We start from the raw sequence: 14,652 nt of genomic DNA on the forward strand, positions 1-14,652 counted from the left end.
GCTCGACGGCTGTGGACGACGCACCTATCGGCATCTTCGACTCGGGCGTGGGCGGGCTCACCGTGGCACGTGCGGTGATCGACCAGCTGCCCGGCGAGTCGGTCCTCTACCTCGGCGACACGGCCAACACCCCGTACGGGCCGAAGCCCATCGCGCAGGTGCGCGCGCTCGCCCTGGAGGTCATGGACCGCCTCGTCACCTCGGGCGTCAAGCTCCTGGTCATCGCCTGCAACTCGGCCTCGGCGGCGGTCCTGCGCGACGCGCGCGAGCGCTACGCCATCGACGCCGGGGTGCCCGTGGTCGAGGTGATCCAGCCGGCCGTGCGCCGCGCCGTCGCCGCCACCCGGTCCGGCCGGGTCGGCGTCATCGGCACCCGCGCAACCATCGAGTCCGAGGCCTACCGGGACGCGTTCGCGGCAGCCCCGCACCTCGAGCTCACGATGGCGGCGGCCCCACGGTTCGTCGAGCTCGTCGAGCGCGGCGTGACCTCCGGCCCCGAGGTGCTCGACGCCGCCGAGGAGTACCTCGCCCCCGTGCGGGAGGCCGACGTCGACACCCTCGTCCTGGGCTGCACGCACTACCCGCTGCTCACGGGGCCGATCTCCTACGTCATGGGCGAGCAGGTCACCCTCGTCTCCTCCGCCGAGGAGACCGCCAAGGACGTCTACCGCACCCTGGTGGCGCACGATCTCCTCCGCGGCCCTGACGCCGCCCCACCGGAGCACCGCTTCCTGGCCACCGGCGACCCCGACTCGTTCGCCCGGCTGGCTCGCCGCTTCCTCGGCCCCGAGGTCACCGACGTCCACGCTGCCGACGAGCTGGCGGGAGCCCGATGAGGCTCACCGTCGTGGGCTGCTCCGGCTCGATGTCCGGTCCGGCCTCCCCGGCCTCGTGCTACCTCGTGCAGGCCGACGGCGTCGACCCCGGCGGCCGCCGGCGGACGTACTCGGTGCTGCTCGACCTCGGTCCGGGGGCGATGGGCGCGCTGCTGAACCACGTGGACCCGGCGGCGCTCGACCTCGTGGCCATCTCGCACCTGCACGCCGACCACATGGTCGACCTCATCGGCATGCAGGTCTACCGGCGGTGGCACCCCGACGGCGGGCTCGCTCCCCTGCCGGTGCTGGCGCCGTCGGGCGCGCTCGCCCGGGTGCGCGGTGTCGGCGGCGACGACGAGGCAGAGGACTACGCCGGCGAGTTCACCTTCTCCGAGCACGTGCCGGGGACCGCCGTGCAGGTGGGTCCGCTGCGCATCGAGTCCTTCCCCGTCAACCACCCGGTCCCCGCCTACGGCATCCGGGTCAGCGGGCCGAGCTCGCGGCCCGGTGGCCCGGCCGAGGTCAGCCTGGCGTACACCGGCGACACCGACGCCTGCGACGGTGTCGTCGCGCTCGCCTCGGGCGTGGACCTGCTGCTGAGCGAGGCCGCCTTCCAGGAGGGCCGCGACACCGTGCGCGGGGTGCACCTGACCGGCCGGCGCGCCGGGGAGGTGGCCGCGTCCGGCGGGGTGCGTCGTCTCGTCCTCACCCACCTCCAGCCGTGGACCGACCCCGAGGTCGTGCGCGCGGAGGCGCAGGGCGCGTACCGCGGGCCGGTGGACATCGCGGCCGCCGGCGCCGTCTGGACGCTCTGACCGGACGCGCACCCGCGGGTTGGCGGTACCTGTCCGCCTCGCGCCCGCGCGCGCCTCGACGGTCCTGCTCGCGACCCTGCTCGCGACGCCCGTCGACCAGAACGTGGTCCGGATGTCTCACCTACCGGCGGCGTGGGTAGCCTGCCGTCCATGAGCGATGCACCCCAGCACGACTCCGCCCCTGCCCGCGAGCACACCCGCGGCGCGGCCAAGCACGAGATCCCCGACACGATGCGTGACGACGTCCGGCTGCTCGGCGCACTGCTGGGGCAGGTGCTGACCGAGTACGCCGGCGACGGCCTGTTCGACGACGTCGAGCGGCTGCGTGAGCTGGCCATCACGGCGCTCGACCAGCCCGACGGCGAGGCGCTCGCCCAGGCCGAGGAGCTCGTGGCCGGGTTCTCCACCGAGCGCGCCGAGGAGGTCGCCAGGGCCTTCACCTGCTACTTCCACCTGACCAACCTCGCCGAGGAGCAGCACCGGGTCCGCACCCTGCGCGCCCGCGACGGCGAGGTGTCCCTCGCCGACCAGAAGCCGTCGGACTCCATCGCCGCCGCGTTCACGCACCTGGCCGCGGAGGTCGGTCACGAGGAGGCCGAGCGCCGCCTGTCGGAGCTCGAGTTCCACCCGGTCCTCACCGCCCACCCCACCGAGGCCCGCCGCAACGCCGTCGCCTCGTCGGTGCGGCGCCTGGGGTTGCTCCTGGACGAGCGCGACGACCCCCGGATGGGACCGGGCGCCCTGGAGGAGAACCGGCGTCGGCTCCTGGAGGAGGTCGACAACCTCTGGCGCACCGCGCAGCTGCGCCCGGCCAACCCGTCCCCGCTGGACGAGGTCCGCACCTCGCTGGCGATGTTCGACTCCTCGCTCTTCGAGGTCTTCGCCGCCGCCTACCGGCGCCTGGACGACTGGATCCAGGGTGACGACCGCGGTCTGCGCGCCCCGAAGGCGCCGGCGTTCGTGCGGCTGGGCACCTGGATCGGCGGCGACCGCGACGGCAACCCCAACGTCACGGCCACCATCACGCGTCAGGCCGCCGCACAGTCTGCCGAGCGGGTGCTCGAGGCGCTCGAGCGCGTCGCCCGCGAGGTCGCGCTGAGCCTGACGCTGGACGACCGGTTCACGCCACCGAGCCCCGAGCTCACGACCCTGTGGGCCCGCCAGCGCCAGCTCTCGCAGGAGCTGACCGAGCAGGCGGCGGCACACTCGCCGGGCGAGACGCACCGCCGGGTGCTCCTCGTCGTCGCCGGCCGCATCGGAGCCACGCGTCGTCGCGACGCCGACCTCGCCTACGGCGGCGCCGCGGAGCTGCGCGACGACCTCGCCTGCGTCCAGGAGTCCCTGGTGGCCGCCGGCGCCGCGCGCGCCGCCTTCGGGGACCTGCAGCGGCTCGTCTGGCAGGTCGAGACGTTCGGCTTCCACCTCTCCGAGCTCGAGGTGCGCCAGCACTCCAAGGTCCACGTGCAGACCCTCGCGTGGCTCGACGACCCGGACGCCGTCCCGGCGCCCGCCGTGCCGCCCGAGGAGGTGCTGGAGACCTTCCGGGCGATCGCCGCCGTCCAGAAGCGTCACGGGGTGGAGGCCTGCCGGCGCTACATCGTCTCCTTCACCCAGTCGGCACAGAACCTCGCCGACGTGTACACCCTGGCCGAGCGAGCGCTCGGCTCGGCCGAGGCCGCCCCGGTCCTGGACGTCATCCCGCTCTTCGAGACCTTCGACGACCTCCAGGCAGCACCCGGGATCCTCGACGAGATGCTCCGGCTGCCGGCCGTCCAGCGTCGGCTCGAGCAGACCGGGCGCCGCATCGAGGTCATGCTGGGCTACTCCGACTCCGCCAAGGACGTCGGCCCCGTCTCGGCCACGCTGGCGCTGTACGAGGCTCAGGCGCGCATCGCCGCGTGGGCGAAGGACAACGACATCCGCCTGACCCAGTTCCACGGCCGCGGCGGCGCGCTCGGGCGCGGTGGCGGCCCGGCCAACCGCGCGATCCTGGCCCAGCCGCCGCACTCGGTGGACCTGCGCTTCAAGGTCACCGAGCAGGGCGAGGTCATCTCCGCCCGGTACGGCAACCCCGACATCGCCCTGCGTCACATCGAGCAGGTCGCCGCCGCGACGCTGATGTCCTCCGCGCCCTCGGTCGAGCGGCGCAACGCCGACGCGGCCGAGCGATACGCCGCGCTCGCCGCGCGGATGGACGCCGTCTCTCGGAAGCGCTTCTACGAGCTGATCCACGCGGACGGGTTCGCCCCGTGGTTCGCGGAGGTGACCCCGCAGGAGGAGATCGGGCTGCTGGCCATCGGCTCGCGCCCGGCCCGGCGCGGCCTGAGCGTCGAGTCCCTCGAGGACCTCCGCGCGATCCCGTGGAACTTCGCCTGGACCCAGGCGCGCATCAACCTCACCGGTTGGTTCGGGCTGGGGTCCGCGCTGGAGGAGGTCGGTGACCTCGAGCTGCTGCGGGAGGCGTACCGGGAGTGGCCGCTGCTCGCGGCGATGGTCGACAACGTCGAGATGTCGCTGGCGAAGACGGACCGCCGTATCGCCGAGCGCTACCTCGAGCTCGGCGACCGGACCGAGCTCGCGGAGATGGTCCTGGCGGAGCTCGACCTGACCACGCGGTGGATCCTCGCGATCACCGACCACAGCCGCCTCCTCGAGAGTCACCGGGTGCTCGGCCGTGCCGTCCAGCTGCGCAACCCCTACGTCGATGCGCTCTCCCTGCTGCAGCTGCGGGCGCTGCGCGCCCTGCGGGACAGCTCGGCAGAGCTGAGCGAGGCGGAGACGGCGGACCAGCAGCGGCTGCTGCTCCTCACCCTCAAGGGCGTCGCGGCCGGTCTGCAGAACACCGGCTGACGAACCCAGCGCGCCGCCAGCTGCTGTCGACACAGCCCCGGCCGCGCCAACGCGCTGCTGCCCCAGCACCGCCGTCCCTTCGTGCTGCTGCGCCAGCACCGCTGTCCCCACTCGCGTTGCCACACCGTTGCCCAGCCCGCCGAGTGACACGTTCCGGGCGTGTCTGCCGTGCGGAAGCCGCGCGGTTCGTGTCACTCGGCGGACCACTGACGCCCAGTGGCACGTTCCGGCGCACCTCGGCGCCGGGAAGTTGCGCGCTTCGTGTCACTGGGCGGGCAGCGGTGGCCGCGGAGCCGTCCGGTGGCGGTGGACGACGGCGGGCACCGGCACCACCGGCCGGTAGCCTCGGGTGCATGGCTGAGCTGACTCCTTCCGAGACGACCTTCCGAGCCGACGGCCGCCGGCCCGACGAGCTGCGCGAGGTGCGGCTCACCCGCGGCTGGCTCGACGAGGCCGAGGGCAGCGTGCTCGTCGAGTTCGGCCGTACCCGCGTGCTGTGCGTCGCCTCCTTCACCGAAGGCGTGCCGCGCTGGCGGCAGGGGAGCGGGCAGGGATGGGTCACCGCCGAGTACGCGATGCTGCCGAGGGCGACCAACACCCGCAGCCCGCGCGAGTCGGTCAAGGGGAAGATCGGCGGCCGCACCCACGAGATCTCCCGGCTGATCGGGCGGTCGCTGCGGGCGGTCATCGACGTCTCGGCACTGGGTGAGAACACCATCGTCCTGGACTGCGACGTGCTCCAGGCCGACGGCGGCACGCGCACCGCGGCGATCACCGGCGCCTACGTGGCCCTCGCCGACGCGGTGGCGTGGGGCACCGACGCCGGGCACGTCCGGCCGTCGCGGAACAAGCCGGTTCTCACCGACTCGGTGGCCGCGGTCTCCGTCGGGATCATCGACGGCCGACCTGTCCTCGACCTGCCCTACGTCGAGGACGTCAGCGCGGGCACGGACATGAACGTGGTGGTCACCGGGTCGGGCGACTTCGTCGAGGTGCAGGGCACCGCGGAGGGCGCGCCGTTCGACCGCCGCGAGCTCGACTCGCTCCTGGACCTCGCTGTCGCCGGCACCGAGCGACTCGCGCGATTCCAGGCCGACGCGCTCGCGCAGCCGCTGTCGCGACGCGCGTGACGGCGAGACCCGTGACGCCCGTGCCCGTGACCCCGCCGCCCGGGGCCCGGCTGGTCCTGGCGACCCACAACGTCCACAAGGTCCGCGAGCTGCGAGCCATCCTCAGCCCGTTCCTGCCGGGCCTCGAGCCGGCCGCGGTGGTCGGTGCCGGTGATCTGGGCGCTGACGAGCCCGTGGAGGACGGTGTCACCTTCGCGGAGAACGCGCTGATCAAGGCCCGGGCGATGGTGGCCGCGACCGGCCTGCCCGCCGTCGCCGACGACTCCGGGCTCTGCGTCGACGTGCTCGGTGGGGCGCCCGGAGTCTTCTCGGCCCGCTGGGCCGGCCGGCACGGGGACGACCGGGCGAATCTCGAGCTGCTGCTCGCCCAGCTCGCCGACGTGCCCGCACGGCACCGCGGCGCCCACTTCGCGTGCGCGGCGGCGCTGGTGACGCCGGCGGGCCTCGAGGTCGTGGAGGAGGGCACCATGCAGGGCGTCCTGCTCACGGCTCCGCGCGGGACGGGTGGCTTCGGCTACGACCCGATCCTGCAGCCGGTCGGGGAGTCCCGCTCGAGCGCGGAGCTGAGCCCGGCCGAGAAGAACGCCATCAGCCACCGGGGCAAGGCCTTCGCGGCACTCGTCCCGCACGTCGTCGCCACCCTCGCCCGAGCTCCGAGGTAGCGTCGTCGGTCGAGCTCGGGGGACAGCGCCGTCGGCCGGGCTCAGAGGTAGCGTCCCGCGCCGGGGCGAGCTCAGAGGTAGGGGCCGCGGCCAGGCCGGGCTCACAGGTAGGGGCCGCGGCCGGGCCGGGCTCACAGGTAGGGGCCGCGGCCGGGCTCAGAGGTAGCGCGCCTGCTGCTCGTGCCGGCGCTCCTTGATCTCGGGCACCACGCGCCAGCCGATCAGCAGGAGCGCCAGGACGCCGGCCGTGACGAAGGGGAAGGCACCGGAGACGCCACCACCGGTGATCCCGCGGAGGACCAGACCCACGACGGTCGTCACCGCCCAGACGAGCACCCCGCTCGGCCAGATGATCAGCGGCAGGGAGCGCACCCCGGGCAGCGCCCAGGCGATGCCGAGCCCGAGCACGAACGGCCACACCGTCTCGAAGAAGCCGGACGGCGGCGTGCCGTGGGTGAGCATCCCGACGACTGTGAACACCAGGACGCAGGCCAGGTCGAGGGCGAACCACTTCAGCGGGTGGCGGGAGCCGGGGACTGCCGGCTCGGGAGGGGTGTCCATCAGCGCAGCCTCCCCAGGTGGGCGAGCGCCTGCTTCAGCAGGATCGCGTGGCCTTCGATCATGTCACCGAGGATCTCGGGCGTCACGGCCTCCGCGGGCGTGAGCCACGTCAGCTCGAGCGTGTCGTTGTTCGGCTGACAGTCGCCGACCACGGGGACCACGTAGGCCAGCGAGACGGCGTGCTGGCGCGGGTCGTGGAAGGGGCCGCCCGGGGTGGGGAAGTACTCGCCGACGGCGAACGGCACGAGCGAGGTCGGCAGTCGCGGCAGAGCCATCGGTCCGAGGTCCTTCTCCAGATGCCGCTCCAGCGCCTCGCGGACCGTCTCGTGGTACAGCACGCGGCCGGAGACCAGCGCCCGGGACATCGTGCCCTCCGAGGTCGCCCGCAGCAGCAGCCCGATGGCCTCGAGATCGCCGCGGCCGTCCATCCGGGCGGGCACCGCGTCGATGTAGAGCATGGGCACCTTGCGGCGCACCAGGTCGAGGTCCTCGGGGGAGAGCCAGGGACCGAGGTCGCCGCTCGCGATATCACTCACGTGTTCTTTGTATCGTGCCCGGGCCGTCGAAGCGAGACGGCCTCGCCCGCAGCGGTGTTCCGACCGGCCCGCGGACGCTGCGTCGTCCGGGCGAGCGACGGCGTCCCGTCCTCCCACTGACTCGCCAGTTGGCGCGGTGCTGCCCGGCGGACGGCCGAACGGGCCGGCGCGGAGAGGTCCGGCGTCGCGGACGGCCGACCGGGCCGGCGGGGAGAGGTCCGCCGTCGCGGACGGCCGACCTGGCCGGCGGGGAGGGGTCCGCCGTCGCGGACGGCCGACCTGGCCGGCGGGGAAGGCTCCGCCGTCGGGAACCGGATCGGTGCGCGAGAGGGGACTCGAACCCCTACGCCCGAAGGCACCAGGACCTAAACCTGGCGCGGCTGCCAATTACGCCACTCGCGCTCGCGGGAGAGCCTAACGCGGGGACGGATCCGTACCCGCCTCGACCCCCGCTCGTCAGTCCAGCCCGAGCTGCTTGCGCAGCCGGGCGACGTGCCCGGTGGCCTTGACGTTGTACTGGGCGAGACTGACCGTCCCGTCAGGCGCCACCACGACGGTGGAGCGGACGACGCCCACGTAGGTGCGCCCGTAGTTCTTCTTCTCGCCCCAGGCACCCCAGGCTTCCAGGACCTCGTGCTCGGGGTCGGAGGCCAGCGGGAAGGTCAGGCCCTCGGACGCGGCGAAGTCGGCCAGCTTCTGCGGGCCGTCGGGGGAGATGCCGACGACGCTGTACCCGGCGGCCTGCAGCGCCCCCAGCGAGTCGCGGAAGTCGCAGGCCTCGGTGGTGCAGCCCGGGGTGGCTGCCGCCGGGTAGAAGTAGACGATGACGCCCTTGTCGGTCTTCTTCCGGAGCTCGGCGAGCGAGACCGTGCCGCCGTCGGCGGTGGGCAGGGTGAAGTCGGGGGCCGGCTGGCCGACGTCGAGGGTGTTCATGGGTCTCCCGGTGCGGTGAGAGGACAAGGAAGCCTCATCCTCTCACCGCCGGGCGCGCGGCCAGGGGGTGCCGCACGTCTGGTGCGTGGGGTCAGCGGAAGTCGCGGCACCGCCACGCGGCGTAGATGCTCTCGGCCTCGAGAAATGCTCCAGGTCCGACGACGGCGACCGGGGTCGCCCCGGCCACGAGCGGTTCGCCGTCGGCACCGCGTCCGGCGACCTGGCCGGTCAGCAGCCAGGCGCGGTTGCTCTCGCCCAGGAGGTAGGAGTGGCGGACGAGCTGGCGGGCCACCCAGACGGTCGCCCCCGCCGGCCACCACGGCTCGGGCTGCATGGTCCAGGCCGGCAGGCCCGGCAGCGCGTAGCCGCTCTCCGGGTGCCGGGCACCGGTGCGGACGTCCAGGTCCGGCCCGTTGCTCACCCGCAGGAACATCTCACCGCGCCTGCGCTGGAGCTGAACCATCTCGCTCACGGAGTCCAGGACGGGCAGGGGCGGCGAGGCGGCGGCCCTGCGGTCTGCGCCGCCAGGCAGCTCGAACAGTTCGGCGGACGTCATCGTGCGCTCCGTTCGTCATCGGCACCATCAGGTGCCACCGAGGTCCGGAGTGGCAGGGTCCGCCGGGGGCACGGGCGGAGCAATGGAGGAACGTTAACTGCGCACGGGAGGCACCGCAAGAGTGGGTCAGAGCCGCATCCCGACCTTCACGACGGCCTCGGCGACGTCCCTGATCTTGGCGTTGTGCCGGCGCGCGTGCCGGCGGATGCGCTCGAACGCCTCGTCCACGCTCACGGTGTAGGCCTCCGCGATGACACCTTTGGCCTGCTCGATGATCACCCGTGTGTCGAGGGCCTGGCGGAGCTGCTCGTTCAGCTGCTCCTGCTGGTGATGGGTCGAGGCGTTGATGAGGTAGCCGGTGGCGATGTCCGCGAGGACCGCAGCCGCAGCAAGGTCGTCCTGGGGCCATTCTCTGGGCGGCGCGGAGTACAGACTCAGCACCCCGTAGACGTCGCCGTCGAGGGCGAGCGGGATGGCCGCGGTCGCTGCTATCCCGCTCTCCCGGGCGACCCGGCAGTACCCCGGCCACCGGTCGGCGACCTCGCGGAGGTCGTTGACCGCCACGAGCTTGCCGCTCCGGTAGGCAGCAGCTCCCGGACCTTCCTGCGTCTCGTCCTCGTGGTGCTCCAGCGCGGCGAGCTCGGGCGGGATGACGGTGACCATCCTGATGCGGCCCTCCTCGGCGAGGCTCACCCCGCTCCCCGTGATCGTGAGCACGGCGTTGAGCCGTCCGGCCAGGTCGTTGAGGACCGTGTCGACGTCGTAGGGGCGCACCAACGTTCGGACGAACTCGGAGATCGTCTGGACGAACAGCTGATGGTCGTACACGGGCTCTCCACTCCGTCGGCACTCACGGCGGCCTGGTGACATCCCTGCCGACATGGCCGGCAACGTGACTCCGTCGTCCCCACGACCCTAACCAGACGGCGCACGTACCGCCCGCGGGGATGCGGACCGGCTGGTTCCTCGGGGGGCAGGAGCGTGACTGGTTCCACAGGAACCGCGTTGGCTGGGGTCAGCGGCCTGGTGCTAAAGTCTCTATCCGTGCCGGACGCGTGTCGGCCACGCACCGCTAGCTCAATTGGCAGAGCAACTGACTCTTAATCAGTGGGTTCTGGGTTCAAGTCCCAGGCGGTGTACATCTCGGAGGTCCTCGTCCTGCGCAGCAGGGCGGGGACCTTCGTCGGTGTCGGGCTCATGCTCGGCGCGCGGCCTCGTCACGGTCCGGCTGCACGTCGGCCGCGCGCACGAGCACCGAGAGGACGGTCGCCACCAGCAGCAGGCCCGCGACGTCGCCCCAGAGATGGCCCAGATGGTCGCCGCTGAAGGACTGCACCGCCATGATCCCGCCGTGGACGACGCTGGACCACACGGTGAACCGGATCAGGCTGCGACTTGCCCGCGGGTCTCGCGCCGCGTTCAGCAGGAAGACACCCAGCGTCGCGTAGATGCCGACGATCATCATGAAGTACTCGGACGCGTGCGGCGGGCCGGCATGCCACTGCCACCCGGACGGCCAGACCGTCGAGAGCGGGTAGACGAGGAGGAACACCGCGCCGAACACCGCGAGAGCGAGCTGAAGAAGTCTGTACGCCGATGGCATTCGTGCTCCCGTGTGCTGCGGGGGAGGTGCCGTCACGGTGCGCCTCCGCCCTGAGACCCGACGCTCCTTGTCCCCAAGCGTTCCACCGGGCAGCGGTCGTTGCCAGGCCTGACCGAGGAGAACCCAGCGCCGGTGGCTGACGAGGCTCGAGAACCGCGGGAGCTCGTGATCACGGCGCACCACTTCGCGCACCGGTCATAGGGAGACCCGCCTGAGCCGCCCACCCGCCCGGCCGCCCAGCGGGCAGCTACCGGCGCAGCACCCGGCGCGCGAGGTAGTTGCCGAGGAACTGGACGGCCTGCACCATCACCACGATGACGAGCACGGTGATGTACGTGACCGGCCAGTCGAAGCGTTGGTAGCCGTAAACCAGCGCGAAGTTGCCGAGCCCGCCGCCGCCGACCATGCCGGCCAGCGCAGACATGTCCATCACCGCGACGAAGATGAACGTGTAGCCCAGGATCAACGGGGCAAGCGCCTCGGGGATGATGACCGTGAAGATGATCCGGAGCGGCGAGGCGCCCATGGAGCGGGCAGCCTCGATCATGCCCGGGTCGAGCGCCACGAGGTTCTGCTCGACGATCCGCGAGGTCGCGAAGGCGCACATCGTCGCGGCAGGCACGATGAACGCCTCCGTCCCGATCCGTGACCCGGTGATGGCGATCGTCATGGGACCGATCGCGGTCAGGAAGATGACGAACGGGATCGGCCGGACGAAGTTGACCAGCACGTTGAGGAAGTTGAAGACGAACGAGTTCGCCAGCAGCCCGCCCCGGCGCGAGGTGTAGAGGATGATGCCCAGGACCAGCCCGACGACACCGCCGACGCCGAGGGCGACCCCGACGATGTAGAGCGTCTGCCAGAAGGCCTCGAAGAAGACGGGCCAGTTGTCCGCCCAGTCGAACTTCATCGCTGCTCCTCCAGCTCGGGGTACTCCTGGACCGTCGTGAACTCGCGCAGGCCGGCCAGCGCGGCACGGATCGCCGCCTGCTCGCCGGACAGCGCGAGGGTGAGCGAGCCGAAGGGCCGCTCGCCGATCTCGGTGATGCCGCCGTAGACGATCGCACCGTCGACGTCGTGCTCGGCGAGGGTCCGCATGAGCCGGGCGCTGGAGCCGGTGTCCTCCTGGACGCCGACGGTCACCAGCGTGCCCGGGTGGGTCGCGGCGAGCCGGCCCAGCACCTCGGGGCTGGGGCGGTCCCGCAGCGACGTGCCGACGAACCGTCGGGTCGCCTCCTCGCGGGGGTGGGAGAAGACGTCGTAGACCGCGCCGCGCTCGACGATGCGCCCGCTCTCCATCACCGCCACCCGGTGGCACAGGTGCTTGACGACGTCCATCTCGTGCGTGATGACCACGATGGTGACGCCGAGCTCGGTGTTGACCCGGCGCAGCAGCCCCAGCACCTCACGGGTGGTCTCCGGGTCGAGCGCCGACGTGCACTCGTCGGCGAGGAGGATCTTCGGGTCCCTGGCCAGCGCCCGGGCGATGCCGACCCGCTGCTTCTGCCCGCCGGACAGCTCCGCCGGGCGGGCCTGGGCCTTGTCGGCCAGGCCGACGAAGTCGAGCAGCTCGGCCACCCGCGCCTCGCGCCGCTCCTTCGTCCAGTCGTTCGCGGGGTCGTCCTTGGCCCGGCCCGCGACCCGCAACGGGTACGCGACGTTCTCCGCGACGGTCTTGGAGCCGAAGAGGTTGAACTGCTGGAAGATCATCCCGATCTCGGCGCGGACCGCACGCAGGTGCTTCTCCCGCAGCGCGGAGACCTCGTCGCCGTCGACCACCACCGTGCCGGAGGTGGCCGGCTCGAGCCCGTTGATCAGCCGGACCAGGGTCGACTTGCCGGCGCCCGAGTAGCCGATGACGCCGAAGATCTCGCCGCGCTCGATGTCCAGGGTGACGTCCTCGACGGCGTGCACCGCCCTCGGCCCGTCGCCGAAGGTCTTGTGCACGCCGTCGAAGCGGATCATCGCGCTCATGCGCACATCATCCAGGTAGCGCGGGTCACTCGCTCAGGCTCGCCTGGACCTCGGCGAGGATCTCCTGCAGCTCCTCGGCGGGCTGGTCCGCGATCGAGGCGGTGCCGCCGGAGTTCTCCAGCAGGGCGTCGGTGACGGCCTCGTCGTGGAAGATCTCGACCAGCTTCAGGTAGGTCTCGTTCTGGGCGTCCTCGGCGCGGGACACGAAGATGTTGATGTACGGGCGGGCGCCCTCGGACTCGGCGGAGTCCTCGAAGATCGCGTCAGCGGGCTCGAGGCCGGCGTCGGCGACGAAGTCGTTGTTCACCACCGAGGCGTCCACGGAGTCCAGCGCGACGACCGTCTGGTTCGCGTCGACCGGGGTGACCGTGACGCGGGAGCTCGCCTCGTCGATGTCGGTCGGGTCGGGCACCACGCCGGCGTCGTCGTTGAGGGCGATCAGGCCCGCCTCCTCCAGGACGAACAGCGCCCGCGCCTGGTTGGTGACGTCGTTCGGGATCGCGATCTCTCCGCCGTCGGGGATGTCCGCGACGTCGGTGTGCTCCAGGGAGTACACGCCAAGCGGGTAGACGGCGGTGGCGCCGATCGGGGTGAGGTCCTCGCCGTCCGCCTCGTTGTACTGGGCGAGGTAGAGGATGTGCTGGAACTGGTTGAGGTCCAGGTCGCCGTCGGTCAGCGCCGGGTTGGGCAGGGGGTACTCGGTGAAGTCGATGATCTCGACGAAGATGCCCTCCTCCTCGGCGAGGTCGGAGAAGATCTCCCACTGCGGGTCGGAGGCACCGACGACGCCGATGCGGACGGGGTTCTCCTCGGTGCCGCGGGCCTCGCCGTCGCCGGCGTCGGAGCCACCGCAGGCGGCGAGGGTCAGGGCGAGTGCGGCGGAGGCGGCCAGGGCGGCGCCGCGGCGCAGGCGGTGGGACATGTCGTTCCTTAGGTGGTGAGCAGGGCCGGTCCGGGCCGTGGTGCGGCCGGTTCCCGAGGGGGCAGGTGGCGCCGGTGGGCGCCGCCGTCGGGATCCAGAATCGCCGCCGCGCGGGCAGCGGCGGTAGCCCGAATCCGCTGTGTCTCATCATCTGAACGCCATGTCCGCCCATTGAGGCGAGGTTCACAGTGGCGCGGCTCAGGAGGACTCGCGCACCACGAGCTCGGTCGCCAGCAGGTCCGGCTCGGTGCCGCCCGACGAACCGAACTGGCTCAGCAGCATCTCGACGGCGTGCCGGGCCATCTCGGCGGCGGGGTTGACGAGGGTGGTCAGCGCCGGCCGGAGGCTCGTCGCGAGCTCCATGTTGTCGAAGCCGACGAGACGGACGTCGTCGGGCACCCGGCGTCCCAGCGTCTCGAGCACCCGCAGGGCAGCCGAGGCCATGAGGTCCGACGCGACGAAGAGGCCGTCGACGTCGGGGTGTGCCGCGAAGAGCTCCTCGGTGGCCCGAGTCGCGCCGGCGACCGTGTAGTCGGCGTGGACGACGGCGTCGGTCGCGAGCCCGGCGGCCTCCGCACCGGCACGCCACCCGGCGAGGCGGTCGACCGAGGCGCCCATGTCCTGCGGCCCCGCGACGGTCCCGAGCCTGCGGGCACCTCGCGCCACGAGGTGCTCGACGGCGAGCACCCCGCCGGTGAAGTTGTCCACGTCCACCCAGGTGACGGGGGTCTTCGCCGGGTCCCACGGCCGGCCGATGAACACCGACGGCATGGGGGAGTCGGCCAGCACCTCTGCGACGTTGTCCATGCGGTGGTGGGAGACGACGATGGCGCCGTCGGTGTGCCCGTCGCGCAGGTAGTCGAGCATCCGCGCGGACTGCTCGCCCTTGTGCCCGATCAGCAGGACGATCTGCAGGTCGGTGCTGGCCAGCGCCGTCGTGACGCCGTGCAGCACCGTGGCGAAGAAGGGGTCGGTGAACAGTCGCGAGTCGGACTCGGGGATGACGACGGCGATCGAGTCGGTGCGCCGGGTCGCCAGAGCGCGGGCGGCCCGGTTCGGCCGGTAGCCGAGCTCCCGGACAGCCGCCCGGACGGCCTGGAGGGCCTCGGGGCTGACCCGGTCGCCGCCGTTGACGGCCCGCGACGCCGTGGCGCGTGAGACACCGGCGGCCCTGGCCACCTCCACCAGGGTCGGCGCGGGCGCGCGGTCGTCGCCGGCCGGTCTGGTCATGCCTGCCCCTCGTGCCTCGTCGCCATGACCGAATTCTGTCGTAACCGGCGCGCCGCGGCCCC

Annotated in this window: 15 protein-coding genes and 2 tRNA genes; 6 read left to right on the forward strand and 11 right to left on the reverse strand. The window is 72.4% G+C overall.

Annotation, left to right across the window (positions count from 1 at the left end):
* Positions 1-11: 11 nt before the first annotated feature.
* The 5 genes from murI to rdgB all read left to right on the forward strand — a co-directional run bounded on the left by murI (position 12) and on the right by rdgB (position 6,275).
* Entirely contained in the window at positions 12-836 is an 825-nt protein-coding gene (gene murI / locus GD748_RS09360) for a glutamate racemase (RefSeq protein ID WP_152194893.1), read from the forward strand.
* Entirely contained in the window at positions 833-1,633 is an 801-nt protein-coding gene (locus tag GD748_RS09365; RefSeq protein ID WP_152194894.1) for an MBL fold metallo-hydrolase, read from the forward strand. Before murI ends, GD748_RS09365 begins: the two co-directional genes overlap by 4 nt.
* Before the next feature lie 150 nt (positions 1,634-1,783).
* Positions 1,784-4,483 carry a phosphoenolpyruvate carboxylase gene (locus GD748_RS09370; protein WP_152194895.1) on the forward strand — a complete coding sequence of 900 codons (2,700 nt, stop codon included), beginning with the start codon at positions 1,784-1,786 and terminating at the stop codon, positions 4,481-4,483.
* Positions 4,484-4,836: 353 nt separating this feature from the next.
* Entirely contained in the window at positions 4,837-5,613 is a 777-nt protein-coding gene (gene rph / locus GD748_RS09375) for a ribonuclease PH (protein ID WP_152194896.1), read from the forward strand.
* An 11-nt stretch (positions 5,614-5,624) separates the two neighbouring features.
* The gene (gene rdgB, locus GD748_RS09380; RefSeq protein ID WP_226921046.1) at positions 5,625-6,275 is read left to right on the forward strand and encodes an RdgB/HAM1 family non-canonical purine NTP pyrophosphatase; all 651 of its coding nucleotides are present in this window, start codon (positions 5,625-5,627) and stop codon (positions 6,273-6,275) included.
* A gap of 156 nt (positions 6,276-6,431) precedes the next feature.
* Here the strand turns inward: rdgB and GD748_RS09385 are convergent, their stop codons facing one another.
* From GD748_RS09385 to GD748_RS09410, 6 genes are all read right to left on the reverse strand, one after another.
* Positions 6,432-6,836: a DUF3054 domain-containing protein gene (locus GD748_RS09385; RefSeq protein ID WP_152194897.1), complete on the reverse strand. Its 405-nt coding sequence runs from the start codon at positions 6,834-6,836 to the stop codon at positions 6,432-6,434.
* The gene (locus tag GD748_RS09390; protein WP_152194898.1) at positions 6,836-7,372 is read right to left on the reverse strand and encodes an NUDIX hydrolase family protein; all 537 of its coding nucleotides are present in this window, start codon (positions 7,370-7,372) and stop codon (positions 6,836-6,838) included. The genes GD748_RS09385 and GD748_RS09390 overlap by 1 nt, the downstream gene beginning before the upstream one ends.
* A gap of 320 nt (positions 7,373-7,692) precedes the next feature.
* Positions 7,693-7,774, reverse strand: a tRNA-Leu gene (locus GD748_RS09395).
* A 54-nt stretch (positions 7,775-7,828) separates the two neighbouring features.
* On the reverse strand, positions 7,829-8,305 hold the full coding sequence (locus GD748_RS09400; protein ID WP_152194899.1) for a peroxiredoxin: 477 nt from the start codon (positions 8,303-8,305) through the stop codon (positions 7,829-7,831).
* A 91-nt stretch (positions 8,306-8,396) separates the two neighbouring features.
* Positions 8,397-8,861, reverse strand: a complete 465-nt coding sequence (locus GD748_RS09405) for a DUF6098 family protein (RefSeq protein ID WP_152194900.1) — start codon at positions 8,859-8,861, stop codon at positions 8,397-8,399.
* A gap of 126 nt (positions 8,862-8,987) precedes the next feature.
* On the reverse strand, positions 8,988-9,689 hold the full coding sequence (locus GD748_RS09410; protein WP_193312896.1) for a GAF and ANTAR domain-containing protein: 702 nt from the start codon (positions 9,687-9,689) through the stop codon (positions 8,988-8,990).
* Between the two features lie 238 nt (positions 9,690-9,927).
* Between GD748_RS09410 and GD748_RS09415 the strand changes: the two genes are divergently transcribed.
* Positions 9,928-10,000, forward strand: a tRNA-Lys gene (locus tag GD748_RS09415).
* Positions 10,001-10,056: 56 nt separating this feature from the next.
* Here the strand turns inward: GD748_RS09415 and GD748_RS09420 are convergent.
* From GD748_RS09420 to GD748_RS09440, 5 genes are all read right to left on the reverse strand, one after another.
* Positions 10,057-10,464 carry a DUF6632 domain-containing protein gene (locus tag GD748_RS09420; RefSeq protein WP_152194902.1) on the reverse strand — a complete coding sequence of 136 codons (408 nt, stop codon included), beginning with the start codon at positions 10,462-10,464 and terminating at the stop codon, positions 10,057-10,059.
* Between the two features lie 247 nt (positions 10,465-10,711).
* Positions 10,712-11,374: a methionine ABC transporter permease gene (locus tag GD748_RS09425; protein ID WP_152194903.1), complete on the reverse strand. Its 663-nt coding sequence runs from the start codon at positions 11,372-11,374 to the stop codon at positions 10,712-10,714.
* Positions 11,371-12,438 carry a methionine ABC transporter ATP-binding protein gene (locus GD748_RS09430; protein ID WP_152194904.1) on the reverse strand — a complete coding sequence of 356 codons (1,068 nt, stop codon included), beginning with the start codon at positions 12,436-12,438 and terminating at the stop codon, positions 11,371-11,373. The genes GD748_RS09425 and GD748_RS09430 overlap by 4 nt, the downstream gene beginning before the upstream one ends.
* A gap of 25 nt (positions 12,439-12,463) precedes the next feature.
* A complete protein-coding gene (locus GD748_RS09435) occupies positions 12,464-13,360 on the reverse strand; it encodes a MetQ/NlpA family ABC transporter substrate-binding protein (protein WP_152194905.1) in 897 nt (298 codons plus the stop codon).
* Between the two features lie 198 nt (positions 13,361-13,558).
* Positions 13,559-14,590, reverse strand: coding sequence for a LacI family DNA-binding transcriptional regulator (locus GD748_RS09440; protein ID WP_152194906.1), 1,032 nt, complete (start codon positions 14,588-14,590; stop codon positions 13,559-13,561).
* Positions 14,591-14,652: the final 62 nt, after the last annotated feature.

It is taken from the genome of Georgenia subflava (assembly GCF_009193155.1).
Classification (GTDB): Bacteria; Actinomycetota; Actinomycetes; order Actinomycetales; family Actinomycetaceae; genus Georgenia; species Georgenia subflava.

Coding starts and splice junctions, on each gene's coding strand:
- GD748_RS09365 (WP_152194894.1), top strand. CDS start 833: ATGAGGCTCACCGTCGTGGGCTGCTCCGGCTCGATGTCCGGTCCGGCC.
- GD748_RS09370 (WP_152194895.1), top strand. CDS start 1,784: ATGAGCGATGCACCCCAGCACGACTCCGCCCCTGCCCGCGAGCACACC.
- rph (WP_152194896.1), top strand. CDS start 4,837: ATGGCTGAGCTGACTCCTTCCGAGACGACCTTCCGAGCCGACGGCCGC.
- GD748_RS09385 (WP_152194897.1), bottom strand. CDS start 6,836: ATGGACACCCCTCCCGAGCCGGCAGTCCCCGGCTCCCGCCACCCGCTG.
- GD748_RS09400 (WP_152194899.1), bottom strand. CDS start 8,305: ATGAACACCCTCGACGTCGGCCAGCCGGCCCCCGACTTCACCCTGCCC.
- GD748_RS09405 (WP_152194900.1), bottom strand. CDS start 8,861: ATGACGTCCGCCGAACTGTTCGAGCTGCCTGGCGGCGCAGACCGCAGG.
- GD748_RS09420 (WP_152194902.1), bottom strand. CDS start 10,464: ATGCCATCGGCGTACAGACTTCTTCAGCTCGCTCTCGCGGTGTTCGGC.
- GD748_RS09425 (WP_152194903.1), bottom strand. CDS start 11,374: ATGAAGTTCGACTGGGCGGACAACTGGCCCGTCTTCTTCGAGGCCTTC.
- GD748_RS09430 (WP_152194904.1), bottom strand. CDS start 12,438: ATGAGCGCGATGATCCGCTTCGACGGCGTGCACAAGACCTTCGGCGAC.
- GD748_RS09435 (WP_152194905.1), bottom strand. CDS start 13,360: ATGTCCCACCGCCTGCGCCGCGGCGCCGCCCTGGCCGCCTCCGCCGCA.
- GD748_RS09440 (WP_152194906.1), bottom strand. CDS start 14,590: ATGACCAGACCGGCCGGCGACGACCGCGCGCCCGCGCCGACCCTGGTG.